Origin of the sequence: Ensifer sp. PDNC004 (assembly GCF_016919405.1) — a bacterium.
In the GTDB taxonomy this organism is placed as follows: Bacteria; Pseudomonadota; Alphaproteobacteria; order Rhizobiales; family Rhizobiaceae; genus Ensifer.
The window spans coordinates 2,295,822-2,312,269 of sequence record NZ_CP070353.1 but is presented as its reverse complement, the minus strand read 5'-3'; the positions used below and the strand labels follow the sequence as shown (position 1 = coordinate 2,312,269).

Genomic DNA, 16,448 nt, shown 5'->3' with positions numbered 1-16,448 from the left:
GCAGACCGCCGCTAGCGCAGCGTATCCTTTCTCAGGTTCGCGTGGTTGAGAAGCGCCTCGATCAGGTTCCAGGCCTCGACGCTGCTCGGTTCGGCCGGCTTGTGGGACGACCGCTTTGCCTTGGCGAGCGGCACGATCAGATAGTCGGTGCGCGGATCCGGGAAGGGATCGGCGAAGGATTTGAGCAGCGGCGCATGGTCGCCGTAAAAGACGAGCCAGACTGGACGGTCGAGCTTGTCGAGGTGTTCGCTCAATGTGTTGAGCGCCGCATCGGACTGCTCGAGGATGGCCAGATAGATGTCGACGGGATTGGTGAGGTCTCCGACGCGGCCCGGCTCCCATGGGCCGTGATTGGCCATGGATGCGACGAAGATGAAGCCGCTTTCGTCTTCGGGCAGCTTCTCGCTTGCGTCGATCACCTTCGCCGCGAGCTTCTCGTCGGAGACGTAGGGTCCGTCTCGCTCTGGGCGATGGTCGAAACCGTCGAGCATCGTCAGCTTGGAGAAGCCGAGCTGCGGCATCGCCTTGTGCCTGAGGAAGAAGGTCCGGTCATAGGGATGGATGAAGTGGGTATTCCAGCCGGCACGCTTCATCTTTCCGGGCCAGACGACGTCGGCATAGTGCGACGCGCGCAGATAGGGATAGCTGGCGTCGACATGAATATCGTCGGGCACCAGGCCGCTGATCACGGCGAATTCGGTGCGTAGCGTATAGCCGCCTTCGAACACGCTGCTGAGCCGGCCCCACTGCACCGCCTCGCGCCGCAGCCGGTCGAGCGTCGGCAGTTTCAGCGTGTCGACGCCGAAGTGCCGCATGTCGATGAAGGATTCCGATTGCCAGACGACGATCAGCGGCGAGCCGTCGTCACCGATCAGATCCTGCACGGCGGCCCGGACGATCTTGGAGAGATCCGCGACGATCTTTTCGCGACGCACACCGAGCCAAATGATGAAACGGAAGACGACCGAGCCGAAGGTACCGAAGCGCACCGTGTTCATCTTGACGTCGAGGACCTTGAGCAGCCGCTGTACCAGCGCGGCCGTCGGGCGGTTCACCGGGCCGTAGAAGAGCAGAAGCCAGGGACCATAGGCGATGCCGAGCATCACCAGGATCCAGAAGGCCTTGCCCCGGTCCGGCAGAATGGCCGGCTCGAAATACATGTAGAGGCCGGAAACGCCAAAGACGTAGAGGAAGGCGACGGTCCAGAAGACGACGTTCAGCGAGCTCGCATAGAAGATCGTCTTGTACTTGAACACGTCGACGACCAGCGCGATGTCGGAAAAGATCAGCGGTTCACGGATGAACTTGAACTTGGCGCGGGAAATGCCGGTGAAGATGATGAAGAAGCTCATCGTGCCGGCCGCCGCATAGAGCGGACGCCAGGATCCGGCGAAGAAACCGGCAAAGACCAGAGCGATGACAGGCAGGCGGGCAAGCACGTCGATCACGTCCTGCGTGCGTCCGAAAGGCGAAGGATTGGCGCGCCGCTCCCGCTTCGGCAGGGCGAAGCGGTCGGTGAAGAAGATCACCGCGCACGACAGCAGATAACAACTAAGCGTCAGTGTTATCGGGTAGTCGTGCAGCTGAAAGGGAAGCAACGCCAAGCGGAAACCTTCATGTCTTCATGCCGGCCGATGCCGCTTTATGCGGCACAGCGTCCGCCCGACACTTAGATCTTATCGATGCTAGGTACAAGCACCGTCAGGTCCGGTGCTCGGACACTCCACGATTATGCGTCGCCGTGTTGCCGCACCGCACAATCGCCCGGTCGAACCACCAGTTGAGCAGGGGACGAACGGCGGGAGCGAAGCGTCCAAGCAGAAACAATGTCGTGCCGAAATAGACTTCGAACCGGCCGCGATCGGTTCCCTTGACGATCCGCCTGGCCACCGCTTCAACTGGCCAGGGCCGGACCGTGCCCATGATCGTGGCGGCTTCCGGCGGTCGGGCCGCGAGTTCGCGCTGAAACTGCGGCGTTTCCGTATCCGGCGGAAAGCAGACGGAGACGCTGACGCCGTGCGGGCGGGCTTCCGAACGCAGCGCCTGGGCAAAGCCGTGCACGGCGAACTTGGAGGCGCAGTAGGCCGAATAGCCGTAGATGCCGAGCAGCCCCGCGCCGGACGAGATCATCATGATCCGGCCGCGCCGGCGCCGCTTCATGCTGTCGTAGACAGCGCGGACCGCATGCACCGTGCCGGAGAAATTGGTGTCCATCTGCTGCCGGAACGAGGCGCTGTCGAGTTCCTCGAACCGGCCGGGTTCGACGATGCCGGCCGATGCCACCAGGATGTCGCAGGGGCCGAAAGCCTGTTCGCACCGCCGGATCGCCGCCTCGACATCGCTCTCCACCGCGACGTCGGCGACCTCGATCCGGATGCTGTCGGCGTTCGCCCTGCTGGATGCGACAACTTTCGCTTGGGCGTCTTCCAGGAGGCCACGGGAGCGGGCAATCAACGAGAGGCGCGCCCCGCGCGCCGCGTAGATCGATGCGACCGCAAATCCGATACCGCTCGAGCCACCGGTAATGATCACATGCGTCATGCAGGTATTCCGCTCCAGAGTTCGGAAGGGTGCGAAGCGGCTCTGCTTCGGCAACCGCGTGACCCGGCAGCAAATGCGATCAGGTCAGCGCGCCGAGAGCGCTTTCATCATCTGGTCGATGTCGATGCCGCCGAGGCCGAAGTTGCGTGCGGTAAGGTCGGCCAGACGCTCGGCCGTCAGCGTTACCGTGCGGCGGATCTGCTCTTCCGTGTGGTCGCTGGTGATGAAGAAGCGCAGCCGCGCCAGGCCTTCCGGGACCGCCGGGTGGATGATCGGCAGCGCATTGACCCCTTCGGCAAGCAGGTCGTTCGACAGCTGCACCGCTCGCAGGGAATCGCCAACCAGAACCGGAACCACGGAAAATCCGCTGCTGAGCCCGGTGTCGAGCCCCGCTTCCTTGGCAAGCTTGAGGAAGAGCGCGCCGTTGCGGCGCAGCGCCGCCGTGCGCGTCGGCTCCCGTTCCAGCACCTCCAGGCTTGTGGTTGCCGCGGCCGCCAGCACCGGCGCAAGGCCGACGCTGTAGACGAAGCCGCCGGCCGAGGCCTTTAGCACTTCGACCAGCGCTTCGCTGCCGGCGATGTAGCCGCCGCAGCTCGACGTGGTCTTGGAGAGCGTGCCCATCCAGATGTCGATCTCGTGCGGATCGACGCCGAAATGTTCTGCAAGCCCGCGGCCGGTCTTGCCGAGAACGCCGAGCGAATGCGCTTCGTCGACCATCAGCCAGAAGCCGTATTCGGCCCGAAGTTTCAAAAGGGCCGGCAGGTCGGCGACATCGCCGTCCATCGAGTAGATGCCCTCGACGATGACCATGATGCGGCGATAGTCGCCGGCAACGGTGCGCAGCACGTGTTCGAGGTCGGCGACGTCATTGTGCTTGAACAGGCGCCGTGTCGCCCCCGAGAGCTTGACGCCGGCAAGGGCGCTGTTGTGGATGAACTCGTCGTGGACGACGAGATCCTTCGGCCCCATCAGGCAGCTGATCGCCGCCACATTGGTGAGATAACCGCTGACGAAGCAGACCGCAGCATCGACGCCATAGAAGCTGGCGATCTTTTCTTCGAGCGCCACATGCACTGGGCGCTCGCCCGCGACGAGGCGGCTCGCCGACGCGGAGATGCCGAAGGTGCCGATGGTGTCGCGTGCCCGCGCAAGCACCTCCGCATGGCGATTGAGGCCAAGGTAGTCATAGGAGGCGAAGTTGATCAGCTTCCGGCCGTCGATCACGGTGGTCGCGCCGGCCGCCGTCTGATGGGCACGATAGAACGGATTGGCGATGCCGAGCTGCTCGCTTGCGAACTTCTGCGTCATCACCTGCTTGTATTCCGGCAGGTCTTCGAAACGGGCCTGCTGCCGGCGTGCCGGCGGCGGCATCTCGCGCTCCGAGCGCGCCATGCGGTTGCGCTCGGAGGATTGATGCGTGTTTCTCATCCGGTCCAGCAGGTTCTCTTTGAGGCTGCTGGTCATCTTGGATGCGCCTGGACCGTTTCCGTTCGTGCTCATTGGCCTTGTGCTTTTTCCTTCGCCGTTCCGACGTGCCGCTGCGCAAGTTCGCTGACGATCTTGTCGTCGGCGGGCTCGGCATCGTCGCTCTGGTCGCGCTTGCTCACCTTTTCATAGAGCTTGCGCGCGACATCGCCAACCGTCGTGTTGTCGGCGACGCCGCTGAGCGGCATGTCGAAGCCGGTGTTCTGCTGGAAGCTCATGCCGAGTTCGACGGCCATGAGGCTGTCGAGGCCGATTTCCTTCAGAACCTTGCTGCGGGTGACCGTATCCTTCGATACGCGCAGGATTGCGGCGATCTCGCCGGCGACGAGATCGAAGAGAATGTCCTCGGCCTCCTGCGGCGACTTGCCCTCGATCATCGCGACGAGGTCCATCTTGGTGCCTTCGCCGCCCGTCGCATGCTGGTCGGCACTGCGCAGGATGACTTCGAAGAGGGCGTTGCGGGCGACAGGCAGATTGCGTGCCGCCGACCAGTCGATCTCCGAGATCATCACGGTTGCCGCATCGACGGTGCCTGGATCGAAGGCCAGGTGGCTTTCGACCATGTCGAGCGCCGTCTGCGCCTTCAGCGCCGTCTTGCCGATACGCTTGGCAAGGATGTCGTTCACATCCGTGTTCTGGACCAAGTAGCCCCTGTCTGCGATCGCGCCGAAGCCGACGGCGAGACCCGCAAGGCCGCGGGCGCGACGGGCGCGGGCGAGACCTTCGAGATAGCCGTTGGCCGCGACGTAATTCGCCTGTCCGGGGTTGCCGACGAGGGTCGTCGCCGACGAGAACAGGATGAAGTTGTCGATCTTGTCGCCGCTGGTCAGTTGATCGAGAACCGCGGCACCCTTGGCCTTGGTATCGATGACCGGCCGGTTGCGCTCGCGGTTGAGGTTGCTGATCAGCGCGTCGTCGAGCACCATGGCAGCATGGACGATCGAGCGCAGCGGCGCCACGGCGCGCAGCGTCTTGAGCAGGCGCTCCGTCGCTGCCGGATCGGTGACGTCGCAGGCATGAACCGTGGCGGCAACGCCGGCCTTCGCCCAGAGCTCGATCATCGCCGTCGTCTCGGCATCCGCCTGGCCTCGGCGCGAGCAGAGCGCGACCTTCGTCGCACCCTTTTCGACGAGCCAGTTGGCGGCAGCGAGGCCGAAGCCGCCGATGCCACCGACGACGAGATGCATGCCGTTCGGATCGACCTTCATGCCGCCATGCGGACGCTTGGCGACACGATGCGTGCCGGCGACCGGAGGAAGCACGACGATCTTGCCGATATGCCCGGCATTCTGCATCAGCCGGAAGGCGTTGCCGATCTCGTCGAAGTCGAAGGCGCGATAGGGAAGCGGGGTCAGCTTGCCGTCTTCGAACAGCGCACCGATCTCGGTGAAGATCCGCTTGGTCAGCTTCGGCTGATTGACCAGCAACTGGTCGGCGTCGATGCCGAAATAGCTGACATTGCGGCGGAACGGCCGAAGGCCGATCTTGCTGTCGGCGTAATAGTCGCGCTTGCCAAGCTCAAGGAAGCGGCCGAACGGCTTCACCAGCGCCAGGCTCTGCTCCATGGCCTCGGCGAACAGCGAGTTGAGCACGAGATCGACGCCTTCGCCGTGCGTTACGGCGCGAACGTCGTTGACGAAGTCGAGCGAACGGGAATCGAAGACGTGATCGGCGCCCAGCATCGACAGGAAGCGACGCTTTTCGCGCGATCCTGCCGTGGCGATGACCTTGGCGCCCTTCAGCTTTGCGACCTGCAGAGCGGCAAGACCGACACCGCCGGCGGCGCCGTGGATGAGGATCGTCTCGTCAGGCTGGATCCGCCCAAGCTCGACCATCGCGTAATAGGCGGTCAGGAACGCGACCGGGACCGTCGCTGCGGCAACCGGGCTGACCGATTGCGGCAACCTGGCGACACCGGCGCGCGAAACGACCGCGTGGGTCGAGAAGGCGGAGGACGCAATCGCCATGACGGCATCGCCGACGGCGAGGTCATCGACGCCGGCGCCGACCGCGACTACATGGCCGGAAAGCTCCATGCCGATCGTCGCGCCTGCGAAGCCGTCTTCGAGCGCCTCTTCCGGCAGAAGGCCCATCGCCCACATCACGTCGCGGAAGTTGAGGCCGGTGGCCGCGACCGCGACGACGACGTCACCCGGGCCTGCCGAGGGGATGTCGCTTTCTTCCCAGACGATGCTGCCGACCTGGGAGCTGACGCGCTGGCGGATGGTTGCAGCCTTGAAGGCAGCTGTTGCTGCGTGCGCATTGTCGACCGGCCCAGGCACGGCGCGGATCTCCGAAAGCGCAGCGCCATCGTCACCTTCGAGCAGCCATTCGCGGTTTGCTCCCGCGGCGCCAAGCAGCGGCAATGCCGCAGCCATCTGGGCAGCCGTCGCCGGCGACCCGTCGATGTCGAGCGAGTGGACGTCGAGGAACTCGTACTCGTTCTGGAGCACGCGCGCGAAGGCCCAGAGGCCGGCATTGACGCCGTCGCTTGCGACCGCTGCGCCGACCGTCCGGTTGGCGATCGGTGCGCCGCCAGGCGCAACAAGCACGAGACGGGGTCGCTTGTCGTCCGCCGGCTCTGCACCGCCGATATGCTGGCGCAACGCTTCGGCAAACGCGCCGAGCGCGAGGATCTGCGTTTGCAGAGAGGCAGAATCGTCGGTGCGCGACGCGGCCGTCGGCAAGGCGAGGAAGACTGCCCGAAGCGGTTGGGCCCCCAGCGCCTCGAAGGCTGGCAGGAGCGCGGCCTTGTCCGCACTCGCATCGCCGGTCAGGCTGACGCGAACGGCTGTCTCAGACGGTTCGCGCTGTTCGTGCCCGGCGATCTCCAGCAACAGGTAGGAGCCGGACGCCGGTACCGCCACGTCTGCGGCAGCAGTTGCTGTGCCACGCGCTTCGAGCAGGATGACGTTGCCGCTTGCACATTCGCGGTCGGCAATGTCGATGTCGCGCAGGTCGAGATCGTCGAGGCATTTCTGCCAGTGCGGCGCAGCCGCGAGGCTGCCGATCGGAAACTCCGCCGTCTGGCTGCGCGCGAACCAACCCTCGGACAGGCCAAGCGCGAAGTCGTTGAACAACGACGGGGCGCTGACCGCGGCGATGATGCCACCGGTAGGACGCAGTGCGGTACGCAAGGCCGTGCGAACCGTCACATCGTCCTCGATCAGGCCGTAGAACCCATCGGAAGCGCTGACGGCAAGATCGAAGGCCGCAAGCGTCGCGAGCTCGCCCTTCTTGAGGATGTGTACATGGGCGTCGTTTTCGAAGGAGAGCTCAAGGCCGCGCTGGGCGTTGTCGCGTGCTTCGAACACGGTGAGGCTTGCACCATGCTTTTCGGCAAGTGTCGCCAGGCGTCGGGTGAAGCCGGCGGATACGCTGCCGAGTTCGACGATGCGCAGACGCGCTCCGGCGGACTGTGTCGAGAGCGCTGTTTCGAGCGCCTCCAGGACGAAGGACATGCGCTGACGGCTTGCCTCCGAGTGAACCGCCTGATGGTCGATGGTGGCGTCGCTGATGAAGTTCGAGGCCGAGGCCGCTTCGTCGCCCGCATGCAGGGCGTCGATGCGGGCAAGCGCTTCCGCATAGGCATTGTTGATCAGCACGGCCTCGACGGCGCGGTCAGGCCGTTCGCCGTAGAGTTCGCTCAGAATTTCAGACACACTCGGCAGGTTGAACTCCTGCGCGACGGTCCAGACACCATCCTTGTGCTCACAAAGCCCGGCATCTTCGAGCACGTAGAGGCAGCTCGTCAGGAAACACTGGAACGCGAAATCGCCGGGCAGGCTGCCGCCCTGGATCGTTGAACGACCCTTGCCGAGCTTGAGGGCGATCTCCTGGCAGGCGCGGTAGATCGCGGCATTGAAGAGCAGCGTCGCATTGCCGATGCCAGCCTCGCCGGCGGCCGGCATGGCGATCGAGACCGGTGCCAGGCTGTTGCGCGGAAGGCCCGGCAAGGCGGCTTCCGACTGTACTGCCTCGTAGTGGAAGGACAGGGCGTCGAGCGTCTTGTGCTTGCGCAGATAGGTGCGGCGGAAACGGCAATCCTCGAAATGCGCGATCGGTTCGCCCGACTGGCCGAAGAAGTGGAACTTCGCCTTGATCGAGTTGGCGCTGACACGTTCGATTTCGATCATGGCGCGCGCGATCGGCAGGCCGCCATTGACGACACGCACGGAACCGAAGCGGACGGGAATATAGGGTGCGCCGCTCTTGTCGCCGGTGAAGCGGTCGAAGAGCGCCACCAGTCCGTGGAAAGTCGCATCGACCGAGATCGGGTTCAGGGCGTAGCTGACCAGCGGGTGTCCGGTGGCGTCTGCCGTCTTCAATTCTACATCGACCAGGCGGTCGCCATAGGCAACCGCTTTCGCGAGCAACTGGAAGCGGGGACCGTAGTCGAGGCCGAATTGCCGCGCCGTCTCATAGGCGCGGCCCGGTGCCACCGTTGCCGTCTTGGCAAGGCCCGAAAGCGACGGATAGGCGCGGTCCCCGGCCGGCAGCGGCTTGCGGCAGCGGGCTACCGCATGCACGGCCCAGTCGTCTTCCGACAGCCGTTCGCGCGAACGGATCTCGAGGTCGCCGGTCTCTGGCGAGAGGACGGTCGACAGCTCCATGATTTTCGTGTCGCTGAGTTCCAGCGGTCGGACGATTTCGAGATTGGTGATCTCGACTTCGTCGCTGCCATAGAACTGCTGTGCCGCTGCAACGGCAATCTCGATGAAGCCGCTGCCCGGCAAGATCGCCTTGCCGTCGACCACGTGTTCGGCAAGGTCCGGGAAGAGATGGGCGTCGATATGGTTTTTCCAGCTGCCGCTGTTCGGATCGCTGCGCCAGCCGGTCAGGCGGTAAGGTCTGGCAATCCGGCCGAAGAGGTCGGTGGCATCCGTCGTCGCCGCCGGCCGCAGCTCGACGGGCTCGAACGGGAGGCTTGGCAGGGCGATCGATGCATTGCGCTTGCCGAAGACCCGGGTCGTATCCACGACGGCGCCGTGCGCAACGGCACGTGCCATCGCGGCCGAGATCGGATCCTGGCCGCTTTCGGCGACGTCTCTGAGCAGCGTCGGCACCACCATGCCGGGGGCTGCTGCTTGCTTGATCGTCTCCTTGACGTAGGACGACAGGATCGGGCGCGGCGAAATCTCGATGAACAGGCGGCAGCCCATTTCGATCGCGGCTTCTGCGGCCGCCTGGAAGCGGACCGGCTCGCGAACGTTCTTCCACCAGTATTCCGGATCGAGCTGCGTGCCCTCGAGCGCGGCACCCGTCACCGTCGAGAGATAGGCGAGCTCGGTGCGGCGCGGCGCGATATCGGGGATGTCCGAGAGGAAGGCATCCTTCGCCCGATCGATGATCGGATGGTGGAACGGATAGTTGATGTCGAGGATCTGGACCGGGATCTTCGCCTTGCGAGCGGCATCGCGGAAGGCCGAGATCTGGTCGGCCGGGCCCGAGATCGTCACGGAATTATGGGCGTTAACCGCAGCAACGCAGAGTTCGTCAAGACCGCGAGCCTCGGCAAAGGCGCGAGCAGCCTCTTCACCGAGCATGACAGCCGCCATCGTCCCGTGGCCGGCAAGCAGGTCCTGATGCAGCGAGCGCTTTGCAACGATCGAAACGGCATCGACGAGCGACAGTGCGCCGGCGGCGTAGGCCGCGGCGATTTCACCGACGGAGTGACCGAAAACGGCGACCGGTTTGATGCCCATGGCAACCAGCGAATCCGACAGGGCGGCCTGCACCGCAAAGAGCAGTGGCTGGGCGATCTTCGTGTCGGCAAGCTTCTTGTCGAGATCAGGATCGGTCAGGAGATCGGTAAGCGCGATATCCGAGTGGAACTTGAACAGCGCGCTGACCGAGGTGAAACACTGGCGGAAATGCAGGTTTTCACGGAAGGCTTCCACGCCCATGCCGGCCCATTGCGAGCCGTTGCCGGAGAACACGAACGCGACCTTGGCGTCGCGAGCGACGGCCTCGCCGACCTCGCCGATATCCGAGCCGGGCTTTTCCAGGTGGCTGGCGATCGCACGGACGATATCTTCGGGCTGGTCGCTACGGGCGGCAAACCGATGGCGCATATGGGCGCGGTTGGCACCCGATGCGGCGATCATCGCACGGGCTTCACTTTTGGAAGCATGCGCGAAAGCCGTCTTGTAATCCTTGAGAAGGGCTTCCAGGCTCGATTGCGTATGGGCGCTTGCCAGGAACACATGCCCTGACGACGACGGATTTGCGGCCTTTTCATCGGCCGCCGGTTCCGGGTCGCTGATAACGACGTGCGCATTGGCACCGCCGAAACCGAAAGAGTTGATGCCGGCGAGGCGCGCGCGCTTTCCGCGCAGAAGCTCTATCGGATTTGCCGTGACGCGGACGTTCAGGCCGTCGAAATCGATGTGCTCGTTCGGCGTGTCGAAGTGCAGCGACGCCGGCAGGTAATTGTTCTCGAGCGCCATCATGGCCTTCAGCATGCCGAAGAGGCCGGAGGCGGGTTCGGTGTGGCCGATGTTCGACTTGATCGAGCCGATCGGCACGGGCGCCCGGCGCTTGGCGCCGATGACCGTTCCGATCGACCAGACTTCCGCCGGGTCGCCGACCTTGGTGCCGGTGCCGTGGCCCTCGACGAAGGCCACCTGATTGGCGTCGATGCCGTTTCCTTCGTAGATCGCTCTCAGCAGATTGGCCTGGGCTTCGCGCGACGGCAGCGAAATGCCGTTGGTGCGCCCGGCCGAATTCACGCCCGTCGCGACGATGCGCGCATAGCTGCGGTCTTTTTCGCGGCGCGCCCGATCGGAACGGCGCAGCACGAAGACCACGCCGCCCTCGGCGCGCACGTAGCCGGCGCCGTCGTTATCATAGGCACGGCAGAGGCCTTCCGGCGACAGCATGCGCGCCTGGGCGAAGCCGACGAAGGGCAGGGGGTGGGCAAGAATATTGACGCCGCCGACGATCGCCGTGTCGATCTCGCCCGATGTCAGTGCCCGCATCGCCTGGTCGAGTGCGACCAGCGAGGAGGAACAGGCGGTATCGACCGTCATGCTCGGGCCGCTGAGGCCGAAGATGTGCGAGATGCGGTTCGACACGATCGACAGCGTGTTGCCGGTCATGAAATAGGGGCCGGCTGCGGCCGGATCCTCGACCGTCAGGTTGGCGTGGTCGAGGCTCGATGCGCCGATATAGACACCGACGTTTTCGCCGTGCAGCGACGTCGACGAGATGTTGGCGTCTTCAAGCGCCCGCCAGGCGAGTTGGAGCAGCACGCGCTGCTGCGGGTCCATATACATGGCCTCGCGCTGCGACATGCCGAAGACGGCCGGGTCGAAATCATAGAGTTGATCCAGCACGCCGGCCGCGAAGGAATAGGTCTTCCCCTGCGTGCCCATGACGGGATGCCAGAATCGCGCGACATCCCAGCGATCCGATGGAATGCTGGTGACGGTGCACTTGCCCTGACGTAGAAGTTTGAACAACGCCGAGGGCGATTCTGCTCCAGGGGCGAGGCATGCACGCCCAATAATCTCAACAGCCATGTATGATCGAACGCTCTAAAATGCCGTTAAAGTTGCACCTGCGATTGCGCGGCGGAGGTCGAAATGCAATCGCCAATCGTCATGCTTGCGGGCTATCCCCAGCTATATTCGTTCCGCCTCATTAGTCAGCTTTTAACTTAAAGTCCCTAGCTTTCAACCCCAAAGACTGAAGATATACACGCTGTCAACGCCAGTCCAAGTCGGATTGGGCGACAAACCACGCTCAAGGTATCGAAGGTATGACCAGAAAGACGCGGGCTCAAATAAATTGCCCGTCTTGGTCTTGGGGTGACTTGTTGTGGGACGGCGATTGTGCTTTTCAGAGACCGGCGAAATTCCCTGCCGGGGGATGATGCGGCGCGGAACCATGAGCAAAATCATGGCTGTGCCGAATGTGGAGTGTCGTAGTTGAAACGAGTCAGTGCCCTTCTGCTTTGTTCCGCCCTCGTCGGATGCCAGGCTGTGCCTGGTGAGGGGCCGTTGGCCGGAGCGATCGTCAAGGACGCCGGCCAGTCAGGCGCCGAGATCGGCCGCCAGAATGCAACGGTTTTCGACATCGTCGATGTGGACGGACGCTCCGCGCGTCTCGTTTCCGATTATGTCTCCTCGACGCTCAATCGCCGTTTCGGCATTGGCGGCGGTGTTGGCCGCGTCGTCATCGGCGTTGGCGATCAGCTTAAGGTCTCGATCTTCGAAGCCGGCAGCGACGGCTTGTTCTCGACGCAGGACTCCAAGCAGACGAGCATCGATCTCGTCGTTCAGCCGGATGGCAAGGCTGCCATCCCCTATGTCGGCCCGGTCAAGTTTGCCGGCCTGACACTGGAGCAGGCGCGCCAGGAAATTCTGGAAGCGCTGAAGCAAAAGGCCGTTGAGCCCGACGTCATCGTCACGAGCATGAGCACCGCGTCGCGCAACGTTACGGTTTCGGGTGCCGTCGGCAAATCGTCGGTGGTGCCGCTGAGCCTCGTCGACGAAACGATCAACGAGGTCATCGCCAAGGCCGGCGGCCCGGTCGCGCAGCCCTACGAGACCTTCGTCACATTGGTGCGCGGCAAGAAGACCGGAACGGTTCTCCTGAAGTCGATCATCGAGAACCCGTCGGAAAATATCCACGTCAAGCCGGGCGACCAGATCTTCGTGACGCGCGATCCGCGCCGCTTCACGATCCTCGGTGCGGTCAAGGCCAACCAGCGCGTCGAATTCGGCGCCAACGATCTCAATCTGCTCGAGGCGATGGGCCTTGCCGGCGGTGGCTCGGACTACACGCTCGACATGAAGGGCTATTTCATCTTCCGTTACGAAGAGCCTGATGTGGTCATGAGCCTGCTCGGTCAGCAGCGTTTCAACGAAATGCTGCGCAAGGGCATGAAGACCGACAGCGTGGGTCGCTACCCGATCGTCTACCGCTTTGACATGAGCAAGCCGGACAGCCTGATTGTCGGCCAGACCTTCCCGGTCAAGAATCGCGACGTCATCTATGCCTCGCGTCACCCGTCGGTCGATTTCTCGAAGTTCCTCAACTTCGTCGCCCAGCCGGTCGGCATTGCCAATTCCGGCTTCTCGATCGCGGACAACATCAACAATCTCGGAAACTGATTGTTTTCAATTTCATTTGTTCAAGGGCGTCGGCCATGCCGGCGCCCTTTTTGCTTATCTATCCTCCTGGTCCTCGAAGCCTGCGGAACTGGCTTGTCGTCGCTCAAATTCTGTGATTGATCTTGGACTTAAATCGATTTTGGTGATCGATAACCAGTTGATCGGCCAAGAGGTGAATGATGGCGGATAAAGCGTTGATCGTCGTGGATGTGCAGAACGATTTCTGCCCGGGCGGCGCGCTAGGTGTGGCGGGTGGCGACGAGATCGTGCCGATGATCAACGGCCTGATCGGTCGCTTCGAGCATGTGGTTCTGACCCAGGACTGGCATCCGTCCGGCCACTCGAGCTTCGCTTCCAGCCATCCTGGCAAAAACCCCTTCGAAATGATCGCCATGCCCTATGGCGCGCAGACGCTCTGGCCGGATCATTGCGTGCAGGGCAGCGCTGGCGCCGAATTCCATCCGGCGCTCGAATGGACCCGCGCCGAGCTTTTGATCCGCAAGGGTTTCCGCCCCCAGATTGACAGCTATTCCGCCTTCTTCGAGAACGACCGCCGGACGCCGACCGGTCTTTCCGGCTATCTCAGGGATCGCGGCATCAAAAAGGTGACGCTCTGCGGGCTCGCGACCGACTTCTGCGTTGCTTTCTCCGCGCTCGACGCGGTGGCGCAGGGATTCTCGACCACGGTCGTTCTCGATGCCTGTCGGGGCATCGACCTCAACGGCTCGCTTCATGCCATGGTGACGCGTATGCGTGATGCCGGTGTCGAGCTGAACTAGCCGAGATGATCTAGCCTCGCCTAAGAGGAAGGAGCAATTTCACCGATGACGAAGACCGATATCGCCAGGCGCGTCTACAATCATGCCTGGAAACTCGACCCGATCGTACGCAGCCTGCTGGACACGGATTTTTACAAGCTCCTGATGCTGCAGATGATCTGGCAGCTCTATCCGGATGTCGATGCGACCTTCTCGCTGATCAACCGCACGAAGACGGTGCGGCTCGCCGACGAGATCGACGAGCAGGAACTGCGCGAGCAGCTCGATCACGCACGCGAGTTGCGTTTTTCCAAGAAGGAAATGATCTGGCTTGCGGGTAATACCTTCTATGGCCGCAAGCAGATCTTCTCGCCGGAGTTTCTCGCCTGGCTAGCCAAGTTCCGCCTGCCGGATTATGAGCTGAAACGCAGCGACGGCCAGTTCGAGCTGACCTTCCGCGGCCGCTGGGCGGAGACCACCATGTGGGAGATCCCGGCGCTGGCGATCATCAACGAGCTGCGCTCGCGCTCGGCGATGAAGGGCCTCGGTCCCTTTACCCTCGATGTGCTCTATGCCCGCGCCAAGGCCAAGATGTGGTCCAAAGTCGAGCGGCTGCGGCAGTATCCTAACCTCAGGATCTCCGATTTCGGCACGCGCCGCCGCCACAGCTTCCTTTGGCAGCGCTGGTGCGTCGAGGCGCTGAAGGAAGGAATCGGAAGCTCGTTCTCCGGTACCAGCAACGTGTTGCTCGCCATGGACAACGATCTGGAAGCGCTTGGCACCAACGCACACGAATTGCCGATGGTGGCCGCAGCCCTTGCCCGCAACGACAAGGAACTGGCCGCCGCCCCCTACAAGGTGCTGCAGGACTGGAACCAACTCTATGGCGGCAATCTCCTGATCGTGCTGCCTGATGCCTTCGGCACAGCGGCGTTCCTGCGTGACGCGCCGAAATGGGTGGCGGACTGGACGGGCTTTCGGCCGGACAGCGCGCCGCCGATCGAAGGTGGCGAAAAAATCGTCGCCTGGTGGAAGAAGATGGGACGGGATCCTCGGGAAAAGCTGCTGATCTTCTCCGATGGTCTCGACGTCGACACCATCATCGAGACGTACCGCCACTTCGAGGGGCGCGTGCGCATGAGCTTCGGCTGGGGCACCAACCTTACCAATGATTTTGCCGGTTGCGCGCCGACGGAAATCAGCGGCCTCAGTCCGATTTCGATCGTTTGCAAGGTCAGCGAGGCGGATGGCCGGCCGGCTGTAAAACTCTCCGACAATCCGCGCAAGGCGACCGGTGACCCGGCCGAGGTCGAGCGCTACCTCAAGTTTTTTGGCTCGCAGGATTTCGTTGAGCAGGCGGTTAAGGTCTGACCGCCAAGTAACGCCTAAGTCAAACGACGCCGCGTGCTGAGCGAACTTGCAAAAAAAAGAAACCGGCAGAAGCCGGTTTCAAAAGGGGATCAAAGATGTTGCGATTGTCCATCATCGCAATATCAAATCTGGCAGTGGAATCTTAAGGTTGCGTTAAGGCGACAACCTGCCATTGCATTTTGCTTCTCTAGAATACGAACATGTAGAGAAGGATGATGACGATGAGCGGCACGCCCATAAGCCAGAGAACAATACCTTTCATTGAGAAGCCTCCGCGTTGCTGCTTTTGAAACGATAACGCAGCATCGGGAAATACGTTCCGGGTGTCAGCGAGGCAGGCTCTTGTTACAGTTTATCGCCAGTAGCCTCGCTTCGCCCTTGTTCAAGAAGTAGGCCTTGTCGAAAAGCCGGAGATCAACGGGGTTCGGCATCCGGATATCGTCCAGGTCCGGAAGTTGTTTCACGGCGGCTTCGAAGGATCGATCGATCTGCGAGATGAAGATGATGATCAACCCGCGTTGCCGCGCGAATGCCCTCAATTTGCGCACCTGATCGCCAAGAGCGGGATTGTCACGTCGCTGATCGAGAAGCTGGAGGTAATCGACGACCACCAGCGTGCCGGGATCGCCCTTGGACAGCTTACCGACGATATGGTCGGCGCTGATCGTGTCGGAGCAATCGATCTCGAACAGCGGGGCAAACCGGCCATAGTCGGCCCTGATGGTCGCAAAACGCTCTATGACGTCCGTCACGGTATATTCCAGTGTGAAGAAGTAGGCGCGATGGCCGGCCCTCATCGCCTCTACGGCAAGCTCGAGGCTCTTCAGCGTCTTGCCCTGGCCGGGGCCGTGCGCCGAGGACCACGAGATCTCCGGGAGCGAGCGGGGCAAGCATACTCGCCGCGGTGCCGGCAGTCGTTTGTCGTGCCGCAAGCAGGCTCCAAGTTGAGTAGCCCTCCTGAACGGCAATGCGATCGAGCGCCTCATGCAAGGAAATGGCTTCGCCGCGGCATAGGCGTTTCGCCTTGCGTTTCAGATGGTAGATCGGCGCAGTCAGTTTCATCCGTAACCTCCTGATGCGAGCAACCTTCGCAATCCCTCCTTATGCGCAATGCTCGAACAGTCGGTTCGATGATGGATGGCCCCGCATGAAATCTGCTTTCCCGATAGGAGGG

7 protein-coding genes and 1 pseudogene are annotated in these 16,448 nt (G+C 62.7%); 3 read left to right on the top strand and 5 right to left on the bottom strand.

Translation table 11 applies throughout. The features are described from left to right. Nucleotides 1-11 precede the first annotated feature (11 nt). From JVX98_RS19505 to JVX98_RS19490, 4 genes are all read right to left on the bottom strand, one after another. A complete protein-coding gene (locus JVX98_RS19505) occupies nt 12-1,604 on the bottom strand; it encodes an LTA synthase family protein (RefSeq protein WP_205237141.1) in 1,593 nt (530 codons plus the stop codon). A 97-nt stretch (nt 1,605-1,701) separates the two neighbouring features. Then, nucleotides 1,702-2,541 (bottom strand): SDR family oxidoreductase, encoded by an 840-nt coding sequence (locus JVX98_RS19500; protein ID WP_205237140.1) that lies wholly within the window; start codon nt 2,539-2,541, stop codon nt 1,702-1,704. 84 nt (nt 2,542-2,625) lie between these two features. Then, nucleotides 2,626-4,041, bottom strand: a complete 1,416-nt coding sequence (locus tag JVX98_RS19495) for an aminotransferase class I/II-fold pyridoxal phosphate-dependent enzyme (protein WP_205237139.1) — start codon at nt 4,039-4,041, stop codon at nt 2,626-2,628. Then, nucleotides 4,038-11,549: a type I polyketide synthase gene (locus JVX98_RS19490; protein ID WP_205237138.1), complete on the bottom strand. Its 7,512-nt coding sequence runs from the start codon at nt 11,547-11,549 to the stop codon at nt 4,038-4,040. The genes JVX98_RS19495 and JVX98_RS19490 overlap by 4 nt, the downstream gene beginning before the upstream one ends. Nucleotides 11,550-11,957: 408 nt before the next feature. Between JVX98_RS19490 and JVX98_RS19485 the strand changes: the two genes are divergently transcribed. From JVX98_RS19485 to pncB, 3 genes are all read left to right on the top strand, one after another. Continuing rightward, the gene (locus JVX98_RS19485) at nt 11,958-13,145 is read left to right on the top strand and encodes a polysaccharide biosynthesis/export family protein (RefSeq protein WP_034797015.1); all 1,188 of its coding nucleotides are present in this window, start codon (nt 11,958-11,960) and stop codon (nt 13,143-13,145) included. 179 nt (nt 13,146-13,324) lie between these two features. Further along, entirely contained in the window at nt 13,325-13,924 is a 600-nt protein-coding gene (pncA, locus tag JVX98_RS19480; protein ID WP_205237137.1) for a bifunctional nicotinamidase/pyrazinamidase, read from the top strand. Between the two features lie 45 nt (nt 13,925-13,969). Then, on the top strand, nt 13,970-15,274 hold the full coding sequence (gene pncB, locus JVX98_RS19475) for a nicotinate phosphoribosyltransferase (protein WP_034797014.1): 1,305 nt from the start codon (nt 13,970-13,972) through the stop codon (nt 15,272-15,274). Between the two features lie 326 nt (nt 15,275-15,600). On the opposite strand, the pseudogene JVX98_RS19470 reads toward pncB, so the two are convergent. Then, nucleotides 15,601-16,336 (bottom strand): annotated as a pseudogene (locus tag JVX98_RS19470) (DNA helicase). Nucleotides 16,337-16,448: the final 112 nt, after the last annotated feature.